Here is a 20,269-nt window from a genome sequence, read left to right as displayed (position 1 = left end):
AAGACGTAATTATTATGCTGTAACAATTATGCAGACATAATGTTGGGTTGAGCAAAATTTCTTTTAGGTAGGAGAGTATTAGATGAAAATGCAACTGGCAGAAATTGCCAAAGCAATTAATTCGACTTGTGAAGGTAACGACCAAACTGTTATTACTTCTGTTGCCTTCGACTCAAGAAAAATCTCTGAAGGCGGACTATTTGTGCCGCTAAAAGGCGAACGTGATGGCCATGATTTTATCAATAGTGCAATTAGTAATGGCGCTAGTGCAACTTTATGGCAAAAAGACCGTCCTAATAAACCTGAAAACATTGCTGTTTTAGAGGTTGACGATCCACTTTTGAGTATGCAACAACTAGCGCAATATTACCTTAACAAGGTAAATCCTACAGTAGTAGCAATTACTGGTTCTAATGGTAAAACTACTACTAAAGATATGACTGCAGCGGTTTTAGCTAAGCGTTTTAATGTCCACAAGACCGACGCCAACTTCAACAATGAAATTGGTGTTCCAATGACTATTTTGGACATGAAACCTAATACTGAGATTTTAGTTTTGGAAATGGGAATGGATCACGCTGGCCAATTACACCAGTTAAGTGAACTAACCCATCCTGACGTAACTGTTATTACCATGATTGGTGAAGCACATATTGAGTATTTAGGTTCGCGTGAAGGCATCGCTGATGCCAAAATGGAGATTACCGATTTCTTGCGTGAAGATGGCGAGCTCATCTATAATGGGGATGAACCACTTTTACGTGAGCGTGCTGAAAAGCTTGAGCAAGCTAAAATTACGTTTGGCTTTGACCAAACTGATAGCGTTTATGTAACTGGCTATCGTAGCTATAAGCATCATGCAACATTTACGGTCAATGACTCTGACAGCCAATTTACTATCCCAATGATTGGTAAACATAATGTTTCAAATGCTCTTTCTGCGCTATGCGTTGGTCGTCATTTTGGTGAAAGTGATGAAGAAATTGCTACCGCATTAGCAAGCTTTACCCCAACAGCTGATCGCATGGAATGGGAAAAAGGCGATGTGGGCGAAGACATCATGAGCGATGTCTATAACTCAAACCCAACAGCAGTTCGCGCAGTTATTTCCAGCTTTGGTCAAATTCAGGTCCCTGAGGGCAGTCGCAGAATTGCCGTTTTAGGTGATATGCTTGAATTAGGCGAAAGATCGGCTGCTTTACATGCTGGACTTGCTGATTGCCTTGATCCGCAAGTGATTAACGAAGTATATTTATTTGGCTCAGAAATGGAAAATTTAGCTGATGTTCTAAAGAACACATATGAGCCAGAGAATTTACATTATTATAAAGAAGATCAGATGCAGCGATTGATAGCTGATCTGAGAAATGATATTAAGCCGCACGACATTGTTGTTCTGAAGGGATCACATGGGATGCACCTTGAAAAAGTAGTAAAGCGGCTTAGATAAGGAGAACTTAGTGAAATTTTCAGAATTAGGATTAAATGACGAGCTTTTAAAAGCAATTAAACGTTCAGGCTTTGAAGAAGCAACGCCAATCCAGGAACAGACAATTCCTCTTGCCTTAGCGGGTAAAGACGTAATTGGTCAAGCGCAAACAGGTACAGGTAAAACTGCAGCATTTGCTTTGCCAATTTTACAAAATTTAGATAAACACAATAAAACTATTCAAGCGTTGATTATCGAACCAACACGTGAATTAGCTATTCAAACTCAGGAGGAGCTTTTCCGCTTGGGTCGTGATGAAAAAGCACGTGTTCAAGTAGTTTATGGTGGTGCAGACATTGGCCGCCAAATTCGCTCACTTAAGAACCATGTACCAGCAATTTTGGTTGGTACACCAGGTCGTTTGCTTGACCACTTAAAGCGTAAGACAATCAACTTGGAAGGTGTCAACACAATTGTACTTGATGAAGCTGACGAAATGCTAGACATGGGCTTCATTCAAGATATTGAAAGCATTTTGAGTTATGTGAAGAATCGCAGCCAAACTTTGCTTTTCAGTGCCACAATGCCAAAACCAATTTTGCGCATTAGTGAAAAATTCATGCATGATCCAGAGATTGTACGCATTAAGACTAAAGAATTAACTGCTGATTTAATTGATCAATACTACGTTCGCTGTAAGGACGCAGAAAAATTCAATATCATGTGTCGGTTAATTGACGTTGAAAGTCCAGACTTAGCGGTTATCTTTGTTCGAACTAAGAGAAGGGTTGATGAAGTTACTCGTGGTTTGCAAGCACGTGGCTATAATGCTGCTGGCATTCACGGTGACTTGTCACAAGCACGTCGAATTAGTGTCTTGAAGCGATTCCGTGCAGGAAAATTAGATATTTTAGTTGCTACCGATGTTGCAGCACGAGGGCTTGATATCTCAGGTGTTACTCACGTTTACAACTATGATATCCCTCAAGATCCAGATTCATATGTTCACCGTATTGGTCGTACAGGTCGTGCTGGTCAAAATGGTAGTTCAATTACTTTTGTTACTCCAAACGAACTTGGCTACATGCGCACAATTGAGCAATTAACTAAGAAAAAGATGACTCCACTTCGTCCACCTTCAGATGATCAAGCGCTTCGTGGTCAATTAAAGATTGCTAAGACTAAGATTGAAGACTTGATGAAGGAAGATTTGAGTAAGTACACTGATGACGCTAGTGAGTTACTTGAAAACTACTCAGCCATCGACCTAGTTTCCGCATTTTTAAAGAACCTTTCAAAAGATTCTTCTGATGTTGAAGTAACTATTAGTTCCGAAAAGCCATTGCCATATAAAGGTGGTAACGGTGGTGGTCGCCGCAATGGTGGCGGCAGAGGCCGTGGACATTATGGTCGTGGCGGCGGTCGCGGTGGTAATAGCCGTGGCGGTCACGGTAATTATCGCGGTGGCGATCGTAATCACGGTGGTCATGGCAGTTACCGCGGTGGCCGTTCAAACCGCTCAGGTAGTGGTCATGATTTCGTAATTAAAAACAAAAAAGATTAACGTTTTTGCTAAAAAGAGGGTTGTGGTTAAGTGCAACTCTTTTTTTGTATTATAATTTTGGCTTAAGAGGTGAGCAAATTGATTTATGGTGTTGGTATTGATGCAGTAGAAGTAGAACGTGTAGCAAAAATAGTTGCCAAAGGTGATGGCTTTGCCAAAAAGGCATTAACACCAAATGAATTTGCCCAGTATCAAAAAATGTCTGGTAAGCGTAAGGTTGAATACTTAGGTGGTCGCTTTTCAATTAAGGAATCATTTTCCAAGGCAATGGGAACTGGTTTAGGAAAAGACCTTGGCTTACAAGATGTCGAAACACTTTGGGATGAAATTGGTCACCCGATAACAACTTCAACTAAGTTTGAAGGCAAAATTTGGTCAAGTATTACTCATGATAATCATGAAATAGTTACTTTAGTTGTATTGGAGAAATAAAAATGGTACCTGGAATACATCGCCCAGCCGCTGTTTATGTCAATTTAGCAGCGATTAAGCACAATTTAAAAGAAGAACAGCAGCAACTCAAACCTGGACAAAAACTATTTGCAGTAATCAAAGCTAATGCATACGGCCATGGAGCAGTTAAAGTGGCTCAAGCTGCAATTGAGGTTGGCGTTGACGGCTTTTGTGTGGCAATCTTAGATGAAGCGCTGGAATTGCGTCAGGCGGGCATTAAGGCTCCAATTTTAGTTCTGGGTGTCACACCTACGCAATACGTTTCACTGGCCGTTTCCCATGATATATCTTTGACTGTTCCGGATTTAGCTTGGCTAAAAGAGGCCAATAAAGAACTTACAGGAGAAGACAATGAGCTGAAAATTCATCTTGCAGTTGATACAGGTATGGGACGCATTGGCTTTAGCGAAGATCAGGATTTTCTTGCAGCCAACGATTTTCTCGTAAACAACCATCACTTTAATGTTGAAGGAATGTATACCCATTTTGCCTCAGCAGATAGTAGCGATGATTCGTATTTTACAAAGCAGGTTGAGTGCTTTAATCATTTTAAAGGCCTACTTAAGCTTAAACCTAAGTGGATTCACGCAGATAATACAGCTGCAAGTCAGTTCCACCAACAAGTTGAAAGTGATATTGTTCGTTTTGGAATAGGAACCTATGGCCTGAATCCATCGTCTAATCCCGCAAGTCAAGATTTGCCTGTGCGTTTTAAGCTAGAGCCAGCCCTATCTTTTGAAAGTGAATTAGTTCAGGTACATACGGTTCATAAAAATCAGGGCATCAGCTATGGCTCAACTTATGTTACCGATAGTGACCAAATTATTGGTACTGTTCCTGTCGGTTATGCCGACGGTTTTATTAGAAAGTTTCAGGGCTTTACGGTAAAAGTGGGAGATGAGTACTGTCCAATTGTTGGCCGGATTTGTATGGATCAGCTGATGGTACGTTTGCCGCATGAAATGCCGGTAGGAACAAAAGTGATTTTAATTTCAAATGATCCGCAAGCGCCTAATGACATTAAGGCTGCGGCTGATTACGTGGACACCATCCATTATGAGGTTGCTTGTTTACTTGATGACCGTTTACCTCGGACTTATTATGAAAAATAAAGGTACTAAAAAAGCACTGCAATTAAGTAGCAGTGCTTTTTATCTTGGTTAAAAATTAATCTTCAGTTGGTTCACTTAAGAAGACGCCAGGATTTTCATCACTCATGATGGTCATTCCAGCTTGTAAGTCTTCAATTTCTGCAACCACATATCCTTTTACTTCAAGTTTGGTAACAATGGTTTTCATTGTGTCATCTGTTACACCAGCAGGTAGGGTGAAGAGAATACGTCTAACAAAGTTATCATTAATTGTGTTTGGCGATGAATCCAAGCTCATAACACCAGCAATTTCTGAATATTTACTAATCACTTTTGACATTTTAACTAAATTACCACGAGAATTATCGGTTAAAACAGTTAATACATAAGAACCAGTTTTAACATTCCAGGCAGCTGACAACATGTCGAGCAGACGAGAGTGTGTCAAGATACCATAGAACTTGTTGTCCTCGTCTAATACACTGATGTAAGGCAAATCCTTAATCGTGAAGAAAACTTTGAAAAATGGTGAGTTAACTTTGATAGTTTTTGTGGCATTTTTCAGTAAGTAGGTAACTGGCAGGCTCATGTCCTTACCTTCAGACTTGTGACGATAAATATGCATGCGGTAAATATTACCGCGGAAGATTGTACCGGTATCATCTAAAATCGGTACACACCGAAAACCAGACTCCTCTAAAGTCTTTAGTGCTTCTTCAAGCGTTGCGTGTTCGTTAACTGTTGTAAGATAATCTTTTTTTCTAACTAAAGATTTGATGAGCATGAAACTGCCTCCGTTTTTAAAAATAATCTAATCAATTATACCATACGATTTTTGATTAAATAAAAATTAAAATAGTTTTTTCGAATAAATAGAGTTTAGCACGTGTGAGCTAAATAAAAAAGTAATTTTGTTCACTGAAACTAAAGTGTAATAGTCTGGGAGAAACTGAGTTGGGTTGAATGTGCTATCATTAAATACGATTATTTAATTAAGGGGAAATACGATGAAACTAATTGCGGGTCTGGGAAATCCAGGCAAAAAGTATGATGGGACCAAGCACAATACAGGTTTTATGGCACTTGATCAGTATTTGGCTAAAAACTCTTTGGTTCTTGAACGGGAAAAGTTTGAGGGCAAATATACTAAACAAAAAATTAAAGGTGAAGACGTAATTTTGCTTGAGCCACAAACATATATGAATGATTCTGGGCGCTCTATTGCACAATTTGCGCACTTCTTTAAAATTGACCCACAAGACATTTTAGTCATTCATGATGATATGGATATGCCGTTAAGTAAAATCCGCATTCGTGCAAATGGTAAGTCAGGCGGTCATAATGGTATTAAGAGTATTATCCGTGACTTGGGCTCAAGTAATTTTAACCGGTTAAAAATAGGTATTAGACATCCCGACAACGTGACAGAATCTAGCGTTATTTCATGGGTTTTATCGCAATTTGACAGCCAGCAACAGAAATTAATGGATGCTGCATTCGATACTAGCTGCGAAATAATCGACGATTTTATTGCTGGCAAGGGCAGTCAATTTTTGATGAATAAATATAATTAAAATGCGCTTAACAGAGTTAATTAAAGAAGATAAAGAACTAACAGATTTCATTAATAAGACAGCTAAAGTCAAAAATTCACTAATCACTGGCGCTAATGCTGGTGCTTTTGGTCTGCTCTTATGTCAAATTGTGACTTCACTTAACCGTCCGCTATTATTAATAGAAGAAAACGAAAATAAGGCACAGAAGCGGTATAGTGAATTAAATGCAGTTATGCCTGATGGAAGTGTTCAAATCTTTCCAGTTGATGCTACAATTGCAACCCAAACTGCTGTTAGTTCGCCAGATGAATTAAGTAGCCGAATTCAGGCGCTTAATTTTTTATTGACCGGCCAAATGGGAATTGTTGTAACCACGCCGCAAGGCTTGCAGTATAAACTATCTGCCCCCGAGCAATATAGCGCTACAAAGCATGACTTTGAAACAGGAAAAGAATTTGACCTTGCCCAATTGACAAGCTGGTTGGTGGCAGCAGGCTATCGTCGTGAAAATTTGGTTGCACGAGTTGGAGAGTTTGCTTTGCGTGGGGATATTTTAGATATCTACCCACTTGATCGCGAAAATCCGGTAAGAATCGAATTTTTTGGTGATGAAATTGATACAATAAAAGAATTCGATTTGTCCAGTCAGCGTAGCAAAGATGTAATCGACAAGGTTACGATTGGGCCCGCACAAGACCGTGTTTTTACGGAGGCAGACTTTAAACGGGCCGTGTCCAAAATAACTAAGGCAATGGGGGATGCGCCTGCTCCAGAAGAAGCAGTCAAGGATCACTTTACCCAAACTCTGGATGAACTAAATAGTGCTACTTTACCCTCAAATTATGCTTTTTTGGTTGATTTTTTACTCGAAAAACCAAGTAACTTACTCAAATATTTAAGTGCAGACGGCTTAATCATGCTCGATGACTGGCCGCTAATTGATCAAGCTGTTAAAACAGTTGATCAGCAAAACGCTGGTTTTATTGATGACGAACTGAAAACAGGTGCAATTTTACCTGGTCAAGAACTGAGAGCTGATTTTAATCGCGTTTGGACTAAAGATGATCATCATCACCTTTATTTTTCATTATTTCAACGTTCAATTGGGCGGATTCGGCTTGATCAGCTATTTGACTGGCAAACACGGGAGCCGCAACAATTTTTCAGTCAGATGCCTTTGATAAAAACAGAAATTGAATCGTATCAAAAAAATAAGCAAACAGTCATTTTGCAGGCTGACAATCAAAAGCGGGCGCGCCAAATCAGCCAAACAATGATTGAATTTGGCATGTCGATTCCAGTTGTTGCTAAAGACGATCTTGTTGAAGGACAAACACAAATCATTGTTGATTCTTTTGCCAGCGGCTTTACATTGCCGAAAAATAACCTGGTTTATCTGACAGAGCATGAGCTCTTTAATAAAACGAGTCATCACCGTCGACGTGTCAAGACTTTGGAAAATGCACAACGTTTGCGTAATTATAATGAACTCAAACCAGGTGATTATGTAGTTCACGTTAACCACGGTATTGGCCGGTTCGAAGGAATCAAAACACTAGAAAACAACGGCGTTAAACGCGACTACATTACGATTACCTATCAGCACGGTGATCAATTATTTGTGCCAGCTGATCAATTGAAATTGGTGCAAAAATATGTGGCTTCGGAAGGTAAAACGCCTCATGTTAATAAGCTAGGTGGCAGTGAATGGGCTAAAACTAAGCGCAAGGTTGCAGCTAAAGTTGAGGACATTGCTGATGACTTGATTGACCTTTACGCTAAGCGTGAATCAGAAAAAGGATTTGCCTTTTCAAAGGATGATGAATTGCAACGAGAGTTTGAAGACTCGTTTCCTTACGTTGAAACGGCAGACCAGTTGCGTTCAATTAAAGAAATTAAGCATGATATGGAACAACCTAAACCAATGGATCGGCTACTTGTGGGTGACGTTGGTTTCGGTAAAACTGAGGTAGCTTTGCGTGCGGCATTTAAAGCAGTACAGGACAATAAGCAGGTAGCGTTTTTAGTACCAACTACCATTTTGGCGCAACAGCACTTTGAAACGATCCAAGACCGGTTCAAAAATTTTCCGGTTAACTACGCGGTTTTGTCACGCTTCCAGACTGCAGCAGAATCAAAGAAAATCACAGAAGGATTGAAGAGCGGTAAAATTGATTTAGTAGTTGGTACGCACCGATTGCTATCCAAAGACGTCCAGTTTAAAGACTTGGGCTTGTTAATTGTTGACGAAGAGCAGCGCTTTGGTGTTAAGCATAAAGAGCGTCTTAAGGAATTGAAGGCTAACATTGATGTCTTAACCTTAACGGCCACACCAATTCCCCGAACCTTGCATATGTCAATGGTTGGTGTGCGTGACTTATCTGTTATGGAAACTCCGCCATCCAATCGTTATCCAATTCAAACATATGTAATGGAACAAATTCCAAGTGTAGTTAAAGATGCCTGTTTGCGTGAAATGCAACGTGGTGGGCAAGTCTTTTATTTGCATAATCGAATTGACGACATTGATGATGTTGTAAGTGAGCTGGAGGACTTGATACCAACGGCACGAATTATTAGTGTCCACGGACGAATGAGCAAGAACATGATGGAGGATATTCTCTATCGCTTTCTAAACCGTGAGTTTGATATTCTTGTTACAACAACAATTATTGAAACGGGAATTGACATGCCAAATGTCAATACAATGATTATCGAAAATGCAGATCACTATGGCCTGAGCCAACTTTACCAACTCCGCGGTAGAATTGGTCGAAGTGCACGGCTTGCCTATGCTTATTTCCTTTACCAGCCAAACAAGGTCTTAACAGAAATTGGTGAAAAACGGTTAGAGGCAATCCGCGATTTCACCGAACTTGGATCAGGCTTTAAGATTGCCATGCGCGATCTGTCGATTCGCGGGGCTGGCAATATGCTTGGCGCCCAGCAGCACGGCTTCATCGATAGTGTTGGGTACGACCTTTATTCACAAATGCTTTCTGATGCAATTAAAAGCCGTAAAGGCAAGAAAAAGGTTGATAAGAGTAACGCTGAGATTGATCTTGGATTAGAAGCCTATATTCCTGAAAGCTATATTGCGGATCAAGAAGAAAAGATTGAGTTTTATAAGAAAATCAAAGCGGCTAATGCTGATGACATTGAGCAAATTCAAGATGAATTAATTGACCGCTTTGGTGATTATCCTGAACCTGTTGAAAATCTATTGGCAATTTCAAAACTAAAAGCTGAAGCTGATTTGGCGCAAGTGCTTAACATTACCCAAATTAAGCAGCAGGTGAAAGTTGAATTTAACAATAGTGCAAGTAAGGAACTGAAGGGACCTAACATTTTTAAGGCACTCGAGCACGTTTCGTTCAAGGCTAAAATTAATCTGTCACCGCAACAACGCCTTGTCGTTTTATTAGACATACCAACTGATATTCATCATCGGCAACTTTTTAATGAATTGACAACATTTATGACAGCAGCAAGTGACATTATTCAAAGATAACGAGGTAAAAAATGCGTATTGATAAATTTTTGAAAATTTCAAGATTGGTTAAAAGAAGACCCGTGGCCAAGGAGATGGCAGACCAAGGTCGAATTAAAGTAAATGACAAGGTTGTTAAGTCAAGTTATGACGTAAAAATCGGTGACGTTATTGAAGTGGGTTATGGCTCAAGACAGGTTAAGGCCAAAGTTTGTGACATCCGTGAGACAACCAAAAAAGCAGAGGCCAGTGAACTTTATGAATTAATTGAATGATAACTCTGTTATTTAATGACTTTTATGAATGGTCTTGTTATAATTAAATAGTATTTTAGAATTACAGAGGACAAAAATTATGAAAGGACCACGTATCTATAATTCGCTTAGTCCAGAAGAGCGAATTGCGCGCCTAAAGCGTAAGCAAGAAAAACGGGAAAAAGAAGTACACCGAATTCGACGCAATCGTATTATTGCCGTCTTTTTAGTCTTGTTTGCACTTTTAGGTATTCAACTTACGGTTACGCGTGTACAAACACAGCGCATCAATGAGCAAGTACAAACGCAGAAAAAATCGCTCAGTCAAATCGATAAGCAAAAACGTGCTTTGACAGCTAAGCGCGACGACTTAAAAGATCCTGATTACGTGGCCAAACTTGTCCGCTTTAAGTTTTTATATTCTAAACCAAATGAGACAATTTATAATTTACCTGAGGGCAAAGACGATAATTGATGAAACTTCAAGTAGGACAACGTGTTACAGGTACAATTAACAACATCACCGATTTGGGTGTTTTTGTTACCCTTCCTAAACATACGTCGGGACTCATTCACCACAGTGATTTTGGCGAAAACTGGGTGCGCGAACGTGCTAACTATCAAATCGGTGATTCTATTCGTGTAGTTGTAATTAATAATTTTAAAGGTAAAATTGGTCTTTCAAGAATGCGGTTAAATGATCCGAATTTAATTGACCATACTAATGAATTTTCTGATGTAAAAAAAGAGCAGTTTTTAACCGTTTTAACCAAAACAATTACTGATTCTGAGCAAGAAATCAAAAAACTGCAGCAAGAATTGAACAATTATGCTGATTGATGACTTCTTTAAAGCAAATAGTTTGCCGTTAGAGGGTAAAACACTTGTTGTAGCGACAAGTGGTGGACCAGATTCAATGGCACTCATTGACATGGTTAATGAAGCTAAGACGCAATATCATTTTAAGTTAATTGCGGCTCATTTTAATCACCAATTGCGTGTTGATTCCAATTGCGAGGATACAGCAATCGGTAATTATTGTCAGACAAAGCAAATTGAAGTTGTTACTGGAAAATGGTCGAAACAGTTGCAACCGCAAAAAGGAATTGAAGCAGCTGCGCGCCAAGTTCGCTATCAGTTTTTGACTGAAGTAATGAAGAATAAGGTTGGTGACTATTTGTTAACGGCACATCACAGTGATGATTTGCTGGAAAATATTTTGCTCAAATTTATCCGTTCTGGTAATCCAAGTGAAATGAATAGTTTGCAACCAGTTAGCAAAATGAATGGCCAGATTTTATTACGACCACTGCTAACAGTTGAAAAGGCAGAGCTATTAACTTATGTAAAGAAACGTCAAATTCCTTTTGTGATTGATCAAACCAATAATGAGGATGACGCTTTACGTAATCGGATAAGACATAAAATTGTGCCTCTCTTGAAGGCTGAAAACCCAGAAATAAAGCGCAGCGCTTGGCGTTTTAGCGAGCAAATGAACTTAATGACATCGCTAATTACTGGTGACTTTGAGCAAATAGAGCAGCCCAGTGAATATCTCGGCTTTTTCTATCGGCTAAAAAAAGAAAACCTGGTTTCTCTGACCGAAAAGCAGAAAATACTGTATTGGCAAAACTTTATTTGGAAAACATGGCATGTACGTGTTAATGATAATCTTGGCAATTTTGAATTACAGTCTTATCAAGATTATTTTTATCTGATTGAAAAACCATTGCCGGACATTGAGCAAAAACAGCAAGTCGAACTAGGACAAAAGTTTAATTTTGGCAGTAGGGAATTTGTCATTACTGATAAATTGAATGCTAATGATAACTTAATTGCTAAACTTAACATTTCAGAGGGCGCTAAAATATATGCTGGACCACTTGAGTCTGGTGCTAAGCTCAATCTAAAAAATGGCCAGCACGTCAAAAGTAAGAAAAAGTTCGCTCAAAGCGGCATTCCTAATGTGCTACGGCCATATTGCTTGGCTATTCTTGCGGATAGCGAAGTGGTCTTCATTGAGGATACTTATTCAAGTCAAAAAAAGGTAGAAAATAAACGTCATTTTTATCTATATGGCAATATTTGATAAGAAATTTTAAAATAATAGAGTGATACTGAAATATGTGTTAAACTTTTATTCGTATATCTCTAGGAACTTTTGTGGAGGATTTTTATGAAAAATAACCGGAATCGGCTGTTTTCAAATGGCTTGTTCTATATAGTTGTTTTCCTTTTATTATTAGGAGGAATCAACTGGGCACTTGGCGGCACCGATAATTCCGGTGGTAGTGAGAACATTAGCTACTCGGAATTTGTCAAAGATTTGAATGACGGCAAGGTGAAGAACTTTAACGTTCAGCCTGCCAACGGTGTTTACACTGTATCAGGCAGTTACAAAGAGGCCCAAGATACTAAAAGCCAATCAAGTAACAGTCTTGACTTCTTTAATGGTAGCTCTGGATCAAAAGTGAAGCGTTTCTCAACAACTATGCTTCAAAATGATTCGAGTGTGTCGAATGTTCAGAACTTAGCTGAAAAGAGTGGCACAAAAATGACCACTCAAGGCGAATCGCAGTCTGGCAACTGGATCTCAACCATTGTAATGCTGGTGCCAACTATTCTATTCATTGTCATGCTTTGGATGATGATTAGTCAAAGTAGTGGCGGTGGCGGCCGTGGTGGTAATGGCGGCATTATGAACTTTGGTCGTTCTCACGTTAAGCCAGAAGATCCAAAGAAGAATAAGGTTCGTTTTTCAGACGTTGCCGGTGAAGAAGAAGAAAAGCAGGAACTTGTTGAAGTTGTTGAATTTTTAAAGAATCCAGCCAAATTCACCAAGTTAGGTGCGAAAATCCCGTCTGGGGTTTTACTTGAGGGTCCTCCGGGAACTGGTAAGACTTTGCTTGCTCGTGCTGTTGCTGGTGAAGCCAACGTACCATTCTTCTCAATTTCAGGTTCTGACTTTGTTGAAATGTTCGTCGGTGTTGGTGCCAGTCGTGTACGTGACTTGTTCACTAACGCTAAGAAGAATGCGCCAAGTATCATCTTCATTGATGAAATTGATGCCATTGGTCGTCGTCGTGGCGGTAATGCTAGCGGTGGCGGTAACGATGAACGTGAACAAACCTTGAACCAATTGTTAGTTGAAATGGATGGGTTTGAAGGTAACGAAGGTGTTATCGTCATTGCCGCAACTAACCGTTCTGATGTTTTGGATCCAGCTTTGCTTCGTCCTGGTCGTTTTGACCGTAAAGTTCTAGTTGGTTCGCCAGACGTTCGTGGTCGTGAAGCCATCCTGCGTGTTCATGCCAAGAACATGCCATTGGCAGATGACGTTGACTTAAAGGAAATTGCTCGTCAAACTCCAGGTTTCGTTGGTGCTGATTTAGCTAACTTACTAAACGAAGCTGCATTATTGGCTGCTCGTCGTAATGGCAATGAAATTACTGCTAATGACTTAGATGAAGCAGAAGATCGAGTAATTGCTGGACCAGCTAAGCGTGACAGCATGATCTCAAAGAAAGAACGTCAAAGAGTTGCCTTCCATGAGGCAGGACACTCAATCTGTGGTTTGGTTCTAAGTGATTCACGGACAGTTCGTAAGGTTACAATTGTTCCTCACGGTCGTACAGGTGGATATAACTTAATGCTACCTAAGGATGATCAGTTCTTACTAACTAAGAAGCAATTAATGGAGCAAATCGTCGGCTTAATGGGTGGACGTGCTGGTGAAGAAGTTGTGGTTGGTGACCAATCAACTGGTGCCTCCAACGACTTTGAACAAGCAACACAAATTGCTCATAGTATGGTTGTCAACTACGGTATGACTGATTCGCTAGGAATGGTTGAACTCGAAAAAGAGGGCGAAACTAATCCTTACGGCTTTAAACCATATAGTGAAGCAACTTCTGCTAAAATTGATGAAGCTGTCAAGCAAATTCTTGACGAGGCCCATGAACAAGCAGTTGAAATCGTTAAGAATAACCGTGAAAAGCACCGTATTATTGCGGAAGCATTGCTTAAGTATGAAACTCTAGATGAAAAGCAGATTATGTCGCTTTACACTACTGGAAAAATGCCTGAAAAGACAGTTGAAGAATACCCAAGTGAATCTAAGGCTTCTACTTATGAAGAAGCTAAGGCTGCTGCTGAAAAGAGAGAAAATCAAAAGGCAGCTGCTAATTCTGATGAAACTGGTGTAGAAGGACAAGAAAAAGCTTCTGAAGAAGAAAAATCTGAATCTCCATTACAAAAGAATCAGGAAACTGAAAAGCGTAATCCAGAAAATCCAGAAAATCCAGAGAAACTTGAATTTCCAGAAGAACAAAATTCTTCACAGACTACAGAAGATAAAGCTGATCATTCATCTGATGATCATCCTCAAGATTAATAATTAATAGGGCCTGTTTAAAGGCTCTATTTTTTTAGGAGAATTAAAATGAACGATTATTTGATTAAAGCAATTGATAAAACTAAAAACTTACGTTTATTGACAATTAATGCCCATGATTTAGTTCAAGAAGCGCAAACTAGGCATGATACTTGGTCGGCTTCTTCTGCTGTTTTGGGAAGAACATTAATTGCTGGTGTCCTATTAGCAGGCGCTGAACTAACTGACAAAGAAGAGTTAACGATCCGCCTATTAGGTGATGGTCCAGTGGGACCAACAATTGTAACTGCCAAATCTGATTTGACGGTTAAGGGCTATGTTAAAAACCCTCATATTGCTTTGCCACCTAAGGAAAATGGTCATATTGATGTTAAAAAGGCCGTTGGTAAAGGTTGGCTTGAAGTGACTAAGGATTTAGGATTAAAGGAACCTTATACTGGTCAAGTTCCGATTGTTTCTGGTGAAATCGCTGAAGATATTGCTTACTATCTAACTAAGTCTGAGCAAATTCCTTCTGCTGTTGGTCTTTCCGTTTTTGTTAATCCAAACAACACAATTGGCGCAGCAGGCGGCTTTATGCTTCAGGCATTGCCTGGTGCAAGTGATAGTCTAATTGATCAAACGATTGAACGGATTAACAATTTACCTGCACTCTCCAGTTCATTTTTAGACGGCATGACTCCTGAAGAATTGGCTAAGAAGATTTTGGGCGATGACTGCAAGATTTTGGAAAAAGATGATGTTGCATTCAAATGTGACTGTTCAAAAGAAAAATACGGTGACATTTTAACAACTCTGAAAAATAGTCAGTTAAAGGAAATGATTGAAAAAGATCATGGTGCTGAATTGACTTGTAACTTTTGTGGTGAAAAATACGATTTTTCTGAAGATGAGTTAAAGGCGATTTTAGCAAAAAAATAAGTTGAAATAGATTTGTAGATTAATCACACGTATTATTAAATTTTGGTGCGGTAATTAGCATTTTTGATTATAATGAAGAAGTTGAATTAAATGAAATTAAAGGAGTGTAACTAATGCTAAACGTGTATATCGTTCGTCACGGTCAAACTGATACTAACAAAACCCTTGCAATTAACGGCTCGGGGACCAACTTGCCATTAAACGAAACAGGAATTAAGCAGGCTGAAGCTTTACGTGACAGTTTTGACATTGAGCGAATCGATTATGTTTATGCTAGTCCTTTGATCCGTGCAAAACAGACTGCGGAAATATTGGACCAAGGAAAGCATGAAATTATTTACGATGATCGCTTAAAAGAAATGAACTACGGTAATTGGGATGGTGAACCTGCAGCTGAAATTCATGCAAAGTATCCGCAAGCTTTTGATGATTTAGGCTATTTTACTGAAAACTATAGTGATTATTGTACTGGTGAAACATATCGTCAATTAGCTGATCGATTAATGGACTTTTGGCACGATCTCGTAAATAACCACGTAAACGAATCTGTAGTATTAGTTTTCCATGGGACTGCTTCACGTTCATTAGTCCAAAATATTTTGGAGAGCACTGGAATTTCCAAAATTGGTGAAATGCAAAATGCAGCTGTAACCAATATTTCTGTTGATGATACAAGTAAAAAAGCATTTTTGCGTTACTATAACCGTTCAGCTCCGTGTGACTTCTTTCTTGAACCAAAGAGCTGATGAATAAGTTTCTACAATTTTTTTCTTAATAAAAAGGTTGAAGTTTTGCTTATGAGGCCCTTTTTGTTATGATGTTAAGGTATTTGAAAGGATGATTAGGTGGATAATAGCTGGAAAATTCGCGAAATAACCATCCCTAATCGGGTTGTTGTTGCTCCAATGGCTGGAGTATCAAACTCTGCATTTCGAATGATCTGTAAAGAATTTGGTGCAGGCTTAGTGGTGTGCGAGATGATTTCCGATCACGGAATTATTTATCGTAATAAAAAGACAATGTCAATGATGAAAGTAGATCCGCGTGAGCACCCCATGAGTATTCAAATCTTTGGTGGCACAGAGGAGACTCTTCTTGAAGGAGCGCAGTACATCGATCAACATACTGATGCTGATATTATTGATATTAATATGGGTTGCCCCGTTCCTAAAATCACTAAGACTGATGCAGGTTCAAAATGGCTTTTGGACTCAAATAAGATCTACCAAATGGTTCATAAGGTAGTTCAGAATGTTTCTAAGCCCGTTTCAGTTAAGATGCGAATTGGCTGGGATCGAAAACATATTTTTGCAGTTGAGAATGCCTTAGCTGCACAAGAAGCCGGCGCAAGTATGATTGCAATGCACGGGCGAACCCGTAAGCAGATGTATGCTGGTGACGCAGACTGGGAAACACTTCATGATGTTGCTCAAGTGCTTGATATTCCATTTTTGGCTAATGGTGATATTGCTACGCCAGAGCTTGCCCAAAAGGCATTAGATGAAATTGGATGTACTGGTGTCATGATTGGCCGAGCTGCTTTGGGTAATCCTTGGATGGTCAAAGATATGGTCCATTACTTGGAAACAGGTGAAAAATTACCGCCTCAAACAGTTCGTGAACGTGTAGCGACTGCTGAGCATCAACTCCAAGGCTTAGTTGAGCTTAAAGGTGAAAAGATTGCTGTGCCGGAATTTCGCCAACAAGCTGCATATTATTTAAAAGGAATTCCCCGTTCAGCACGGACTCGTGCTAAAATAAATGAAGTTTGGACTGCACAAGAAGTCTACGATTTACTTGACAATTTTGTTGATGAGTATGAAAAGAGACAGGCACAAAAGGTCGCAAGAAATTAAAGTGAAAGATAATGGAGGAAAAATAATTGGCTAAAAGTGAAATGAATGACCAATTAATCGTTCGTCGCCAAAAGATGGAAGAACTTCGTGAAAACGGAATTGAACCATTTGGCATGAGAAAATTCGACCGTCAAGATTTGGCTCGTACTTTAAATGAGAAGTACACTAAAGAAGACAAGGACGAATTAAACAGTGAGTTACCTAAAACCAAGGTTGCTGGTAGAATGCTCGCTAAAAGAGGTAAGGGTAAAGTTGGCTTTGCTGACTTATATGATTGCACTGGCAAAATCCAGATTTATGTTCGTAAGGATATTGTTGGTGAAGAAAACTACCAAATTTTCAAAAAATCAGATATTGGTGACTTCTTAGGAATTGACGGCGAAGTCATGAAAACTGATACTGGCGAATTAACAATTCGTGCAACTCATGTAACCTTCTTATCTAAGGCCTTGCGTCCACTTCCTGATAAGTATCATGGTTTAAAGGATGTTGAACAAATTTATCGCCAACGTTACCTTGACTTAATTACTAATCATGAGAGTTATGAGCGCTTTGTTAATCGGACTAAGATTATCCAAGCAATTCGTGACTTCTTAAACAACAAGGACTTTTTGGAAGTTGAAACACCAGTTTTGCACAACATCCCTGGTGGTGCAGAAGCACGTCCATTTATTTCTCATCACAACGCCCTTGATATTGACCTTTACATGAGAATTGCTTTGGAATTGCCTCTGAAGCGTTTAATTGTTGGTGATATGGAACGCGTTTATGAAATTGGCCGAGTTTTCAGAAACGAAGGTCTTGATACTCACCATAACCCTGAATTTACTGAGCTTGAAACTTATGCCGCATACTGGGACTTCCATGATGTCATGGATGAAGCAGAAGGAATTATTCGTGCTGCCGCAAATGTTGTTACTGACGACGGTAAAGTCACATACCAAGGCACTGAAATTGACTTAGGTAAACCATTCCGTCGTGTACATATGGTTGACTTAATTAAGGAAAAGACAGATGTTGATTTCTGGCAAGAGATGAGCGTTGAAGAAGCAACCAAAATTGCTGAGGACCATGATATTAAGGTTGAAAGCTTTTGGAAGGTTGGTCATATTATTAATGCCTTCTTTGAAAAGTACTGTGAAGAAACAATTGTTGACCCAACCTTTGTATATGGTCATCCAGTTGAAATTTCACCACTTGCTAAGAAGAACGCTGATGATCCACGCTTTACTGATCGTTTTGAAATTTACATCATGGGTGAAGAGTACGGTAACGCCTTTTCAGAACTAAACGACCCAGATGACCAACGTGAGCGTTTTGAAGCACAAATGGCAGAACGTGAAGCTGGAAATGATGAAGCTGATATGATTGATGAAGATTACTTACGTGCTATGGAATATGGTATGCCACCAACAGGTGGATTGGGAATCGGAATTGACCGTCTTGTAATGCTTTTGACTGATGCGCCTGCAATTAGGGATGTTTTACTATTCCCAACAATGCGCCCAGAGCGAATTGAAGATATTGAGCGCGAAGTCGAAGAAGACATGAAGAAAAAAGAAGATTAGTATAGATTTTTTCAAGCACTTTAAATTAGCTTGTTTTTCAATTTGACTAATTTTATGGCAAAAGTGTACAACTTAAAAAGTCTCTTATTATGCTTAATTGTATGAATAGGAGACTTTTTAAAGTTAAACTATTTTTTATTGAAGGAATACCTGGCTTGAATTTTAAAACTTTCTTTATGACAATATTTCTTGTAATCTTTGGAATTATTTTAGGCTTTTATTTTAAAGACAAAAAGTATGTTAAGTATGACATTCTAAGGGAAAATATCGAAGCTAAGAAAAAGGAAGTAATTACTTATTTTCTTGTCTTTTTAGCTGGAATATCAATTGGACTAATGATTATGCTAATTTTTCGATCAGGCTCAGTTTCTATATTGATAGAATGGATTAGCAGCATAGGAACATGGGCAGCTGTAGTTGTTTCTTTATGGCTCGCAACCGGAAGAAAATCAAGACTTAAAGTAAATCATGGTCAAGATATTGTTAAGCTAAAACGGAAAGAAATTTGTTTTGTGGCTTACAATTTGAGTGATAAATCACTGAGTTTAGAGTTTTATGGAGTTAAGAAGCCTGATGATGAAATGTATAGTAGACCTTGTGATCTGAAGCCTGAGGTAGTAAACGCAGGTGAATTTCAAACAAAAAGTTTAGAGCTTGATTTTATTCAAAGTAGTTTGAATATAAACGATAGCTATGAAGGAGATATTATATCTTGCTTTGCTGAACCAGATGGTAGGCTACATTGTGAAGTAATCAGTTGGAAAGAGGAAATGTCCAAATTTAAAAAATTAAATCAAAATATCAAAGCCATGCATTAATAAATCATATAAAATTCTGTTCAGTTGACCTCAAAAGCAAGCTTAATTGAAGATAAAAGTTAGTTAATTATAATTACTGTAAAAAAGAATCCTTAAAGAAGGATTCTTTTTTAGTTTGCCTACAATGTAAAACCCATTTTTTCGTTGTAGGCAGTTATTTTCGAAAGTAGATTATCTTGAACTTCCTTATTGGTAGAAAAATAAAAATACCAATTTTGTAATAACCTAAACCACGAACTCAAGCAATACCAGTTAGCACGATCATCGTGTAAAAGCTGCTGATAAATTTTCTTATCGAAATCGTCAACAAATGGATTTTTTTAATTTTGGAAAATGCTCGTAATTACTTCAAATATTGCACTTACACTCTTAGGCTTGAAATCATGGTGACTCAAAGTAGCACCCAGAAAATCACTTCCATGTGCGACACTGTGTGCCCAACCCTTGTTTGTCACATAGCCACGAAAATCTTTTTCTTCTTTTAGATACCTAATGCTCCAGTCAAAAAGTAATTGACGTTCACTATCTGTTAAGATCGGTTTGTCATTATCTGATTCTAAAATGAGTGCGCCAAGTAGGGCACTGAAAGTTCTTAGAAAAACGGCATCGTTTTCTGGTTGATTAATTTGTCTAAAAGACCTCTGTTCTGAATAAAACTGTCGATAATTACCTGAATCTGTTTTTGTTTAAATGCATTTTCTGAAAAGCCGCGTGCAAAGAGGGTGTAGACAAGGTTATCTCTAATATGTGGATTCAAATTGCCAATATTGTCTAATAAGAATTGAATCTGCTCATTAGTAAAAACGAGCTTTCCTTCTGGCAGATCAACTAATTGCTCCAATTCATTTTGCATAATTGTTCCTTTAAATCTATAAG

General features: G+C 38.7%; 19 protein-coding genes. 16 read left to right on the top strand and 3 right to left on the bottom strand.

All coding sequences use genetic code 11. The features are described from left to right. Positions 1–82: 82 nt before the first annotated feature. The 4 genes from murF (at position 83) to alr (ending at position 4,558) form a co-directional block, all read left to right on the top strand. Positions 83–1,450, top strand: a complete 1,368-nt coding sequence (gene murF, locus H3R21_RS03950) for a UDP-N-acetylmuramoyl-tripeptide--D-alanyl-D-alanine ligase (RefSeq protein ID WP_198183151.1) — start codon at positions 83–85, stop codon at positions 1,448–1,450. A 10-nt stretch (positions 1,451–1,460) separates the two neighbouring features. After that, entirely contained in the window at positions 1,461–2,993 is a 1,533-nt protein-coding gene (locus H3R21_RS03945; RefSeq protein ID WP_198183149.1) for a DEAD/DEAH box helicase, read from the top strand. Positions 2,994–3,071: 78 nt separating this feature from the next. Continuing rightward, positions 3,072–3,425: a holo-ACP synthase gene (gene acpS, locus H3R21_RS03940; protein ID WP_074425773.1), complete on the top strand. Its 354-nt coding sequence runs from the start codon at positions 3,072–3,074 to the stop codon at positions 3,423–3,425. A 2-nt stretch (positions 3,426–3,427) separates the two neighbouring features. Beyond that, positions 3,428–4,558, top strand: a complete 1,131-nt coding sequence (alr, locus tag H3R21_RS03935; RefSeq protein WP_198183147.1) for an alanine racemase — start codon at positions 3,428–3,430, stop codon at positions 4,556–4,558. Between the two features lie 55 nt (positions 4,559–4,613). On the opposite strand, the gene cbpA is transcribed toward alr, so the two are convergent. Then, positions 4,614–5,321, bottom strand: coding sequence for a cyclic di-AMP binding protein CbpA (cbpA, locus tag H3R21_RS03930; RefSeq protein WP_198183145.1), 708 nt, complete (start codon positions 5,319–5,321; stop codon positions 4,614–4,616). 223 nt (positions 5,322–5,544) lie between these two features. On the opposite strand from cbpA, the gene pth reads away from it, so the two are divergent. The 12 genes from pth (at position 5,545) to H3R21_RS03870 (ending at position 19,393) form a co-directional block, all read left to right on the top strand. Continuing rightward, positions 5,545–6,111, top strand: a complete 567-nt coding sequence (gene pth / locus H3R21_RS03925) for an aminoacyl-tRNA hydrolase (RefSeq protein WP_046307637.1) — start codon at positions 5,545–5,547, stop codon at positions 6,109–6,111. Between the two features lies 1 nt (position 6,112). Next, a complete protein-coding gene (mfd, locus tag H3R21_RS03920; protein ID WP_198183143.1) occupies positions 6,113–9,604 on the top strand; it encodes a transcription-repair coupling factor in 3,492 nt (1,163 codons plus the stop codon). Between the two features lie 11 nt (positions 9,605–9,615). Beyond that, positions 9,616–9,858 carry an RNA-binding S4 domain-containing protein gene (locus H3R21_RS03915; RefSeq protein WP_046307633.1) on the top strand — a complete coding sequence of 81 codons (243 nt, stop codon included), beginning with the start codon at positions 9,616–9,618 and terminating at the stop codon, positions 9,856–9,858. Positions 9,859–9,934: 76 nt separating this feature from the next. Then, positions 9,935–10,312, top strand: a complete 378-nt coding sequence (locus tag H3R21_RS03910; RefSeq protein WP_101138680.1) for a septum formation initiator family protein — start codon at positions 9,935–9,937, stop codon at positions 10,310–10,312. Next, positions 10,309–10,677, top strand: coding sequence for a S1 RNA-binding domain-containing protein (locus H3R21_RS03905; RefSeq protein ID WP_198183141.1), 369 nt, complete (start codon positions 10,309–10,311; stop codon positions 10,675–10,677). Before H3R21_RS03910 ends, H3R21_RS03905 begins: the two co-directional genes overlap by 4 nt. Continuing rightward, complete coding sequence (tilS, locus tag H3R21_RS03900) at positions 10,667–11,926, top strand: tRNA lysidine(34) synthetase TilS (RefSeq protein WP_198183139.1); 1,260 nt, start codon at positions 10,667–10,669, stop codon at positions 11,924–11,926. The genes H3R21_RS03905 and tilS overlap by 11 nt, the downstream gene beginning before the upstream one ends. A gap of 87 nt (positions 11,927–12,013) precedes the next feature. Continuing rightward, complete coding sequence (gene ftsH / locus H3R21_RS03895; RefSeq protein ID WP_198183137.1) at positions 12,014–14,230, top strand: ATP-dependent zinc metalloprotease FtsH; 2,217 nt, start codon at positions 12,014–12,016, stop codon at positions 14,228–14,230. A 48-nt stretch (positions 14,231–14,278) separates the two neighbouring features. Next, entirely contained in the window at positions 14,279–15,151 is an 873-nt protein-coding gene (hslO, locus tag H3R21_RS03890; RefSeq protein WP_122035810.1) for an Hsp33 family molecular chaperone HslO, read from the top strand. A 113-nt stretch (positions 15,152–15,264) separates the two neighbouring features. Further along, complete coding sequence (locus tag H3R21_RS03885) at positions 15,265–15,897, top strand: histidine phosphatase family protein (RefSeq protein ID WP_198183135.1); 633 nt, start codon at positions 15,265–15,267, stop codon at positions 15,895–15,897. 99 nt (positions 15,898–15,996) lie between these two features. Beyond that, positions 15,997–17,007: a tRNA dihydrouridine synthase DusB gene (gene dusB / locus H3R21_RS03880; RefSeq protein ID WP_198183133.1), complete on the top strand. Its 1,011-nt coding sequence runs from the start codon at positions 15,997–15,999 to the stop codon at positions 17,005–17,007. A gap of 26 nt (positions 17,008–17,033) precedes the next feature. Further along, positions 17,034–18,575, top strand: a complete 1,542-nt coding sequence (gene lysS, locus H3R21_RS03875; protein WP_198183131.1) for a lysine--tRNA ligase — start codon at positions 17,034–17,036, stop codon at positions 18,573–18,575. 155 nt (positions 18,576–18,730) lie between these two features. Then, positions 18,731–19,393 carry a hypothetical protein gene (locus H3R21_RS03870; RefSeq protein WP_198183129.1) on the top strand — a complete coding sequence of 221 codons (663 nt, stop codon included), beginning with the start codon at positions 18,731–18,733 and terminating at the stop codon, positions 19,391–19,393. Positions 19,394–19,713: 320 nt separating this feature from the next. On the opposite strand, the gene H3R21_RS07550 is transcribed toward H3R21_RS03870, so the two are convergent. Together H3R21_RS07550 and H3R21_RS03860 are read right to left on the bottom strand one after the other, a co-directional pair. After that, on the bottom strand, positions 19,714–20,019 hold the full coding sequence (locus tag H3R21_RS07550) for a DUF2785 domain-containing protein (RefSeq protein ID WP_198183397.1): 306 nt from the start codon (positions 20,017–20,019) through the stop codon (positions 19,714–19,716). Beyond that, on the bottom strand, positions 19,986–20,246 hold the full coding sequence (locus H3R21_RS03860; protein ID WP_198183127.1) for a hypothetical protein: 261 nt from the start codon (positions 20,244–20,246) through the stop codon (positions 19,986–19,988). The genes H3R21_RS07550 and H3R21_RS03860 overlap by 34 nt, the downstream gene beginning before the upstream one ends. Positions 20,247–20,269 lie beyond the last annotated feature (23 nt).

This window comes from Lactobacillus sp. W8172, from assembly GCF_016102055.1.
Lineage (GTDB): Bacteria > Bacillota > Bacilli > Lactobacillales > Lactobacillaceae > Lactobacillus > Lactobacillus apis_A.
The sequence above is the reverse complement of the archived record's forward strand: the minus strand, read 5'-3'. Positions and strand labels throughout refer to the sequence as shown.

What these genes read in the sequence shown, in the direction of transcription:
- hslO (WP_122035810.1), top strand. Translation starts at nt 14,279, where the DNA reads ATGAACGATTATTTGATTAAAGCAATTGATAAAACTAAAAACTTACGT.
- murF (WP_198183151.1), top strand. Translation starts at nt 83, where the DNA reads ATGAAAATGCAACTGGCAGAAATTGCCAAAGCAATTAATTCGACTTGT.
- pth (WP_046307637.1), top strand. Translation starts at nt 5,545, where the DNA reads ATGAAACTAATTGCGGGTCTGGGAAATCCAGGCAAAAAGTATGATGGG.
- cbpA (WP_198183145.1), bottom strand. Translation starts at nt 5,321, where the DNA reads ATGCTCATCAAATCTTTAGTTAGAAAAAAAGATTATCTTACAACAGTT.
- alr (WP_198183147.1), top strand. Translation starts at nt 3,428, where the DNA reads ATGGTACCTGGAATACATCGCCCAGCCGCTGTTTATGTCAATTTAGCA.
- H3R21_RS03915 (WP_046307633.1), top strand. Translation starts at nt 9,616, where the DNA reads ATGCGTATTGATAAATTTTTGAAAATTTCAAGATTGGTTAAAAGAAGA.
- mfd (WP_198183143.1), top strand. Translation starts at nt 6,113, where the DNA reads ATGCGCTTAACAGAGTTAATTAAAGAAGATAAAGAACTAACAGATTTC.
- H3R21_RS03885 (WP_198183135.1), top strand. Translation starts at nt 15,265, where the DNA reads ATGCTAAACGTGTATATCGTTCGTCACGGTCAAACTGATACTAACAAA.
- ftsH (WP_198183137.1), top strand. Translation starts at nt 12,014, where the DNA reads ATGAAAAATAACCGGAATCGGCTGTTTTCAAATGGCTTGTTCTATATA.
- H3R21_RS03860 (WP_198183127.1), bottom strand. Translation starts at nt 20,246, where the DNA reads ATGCAAAATGAATTGGAGCAATTAGTTGATCTGCCAGAAGGAAAGCTC.
- tilS (WP_198183139.1), top strand. Translation starts at nt 10,667, where the DNA reads ATGCTGATTGATGACTTCTTTAAAGCAAATAGTTTGCCGTTAGAGGGT.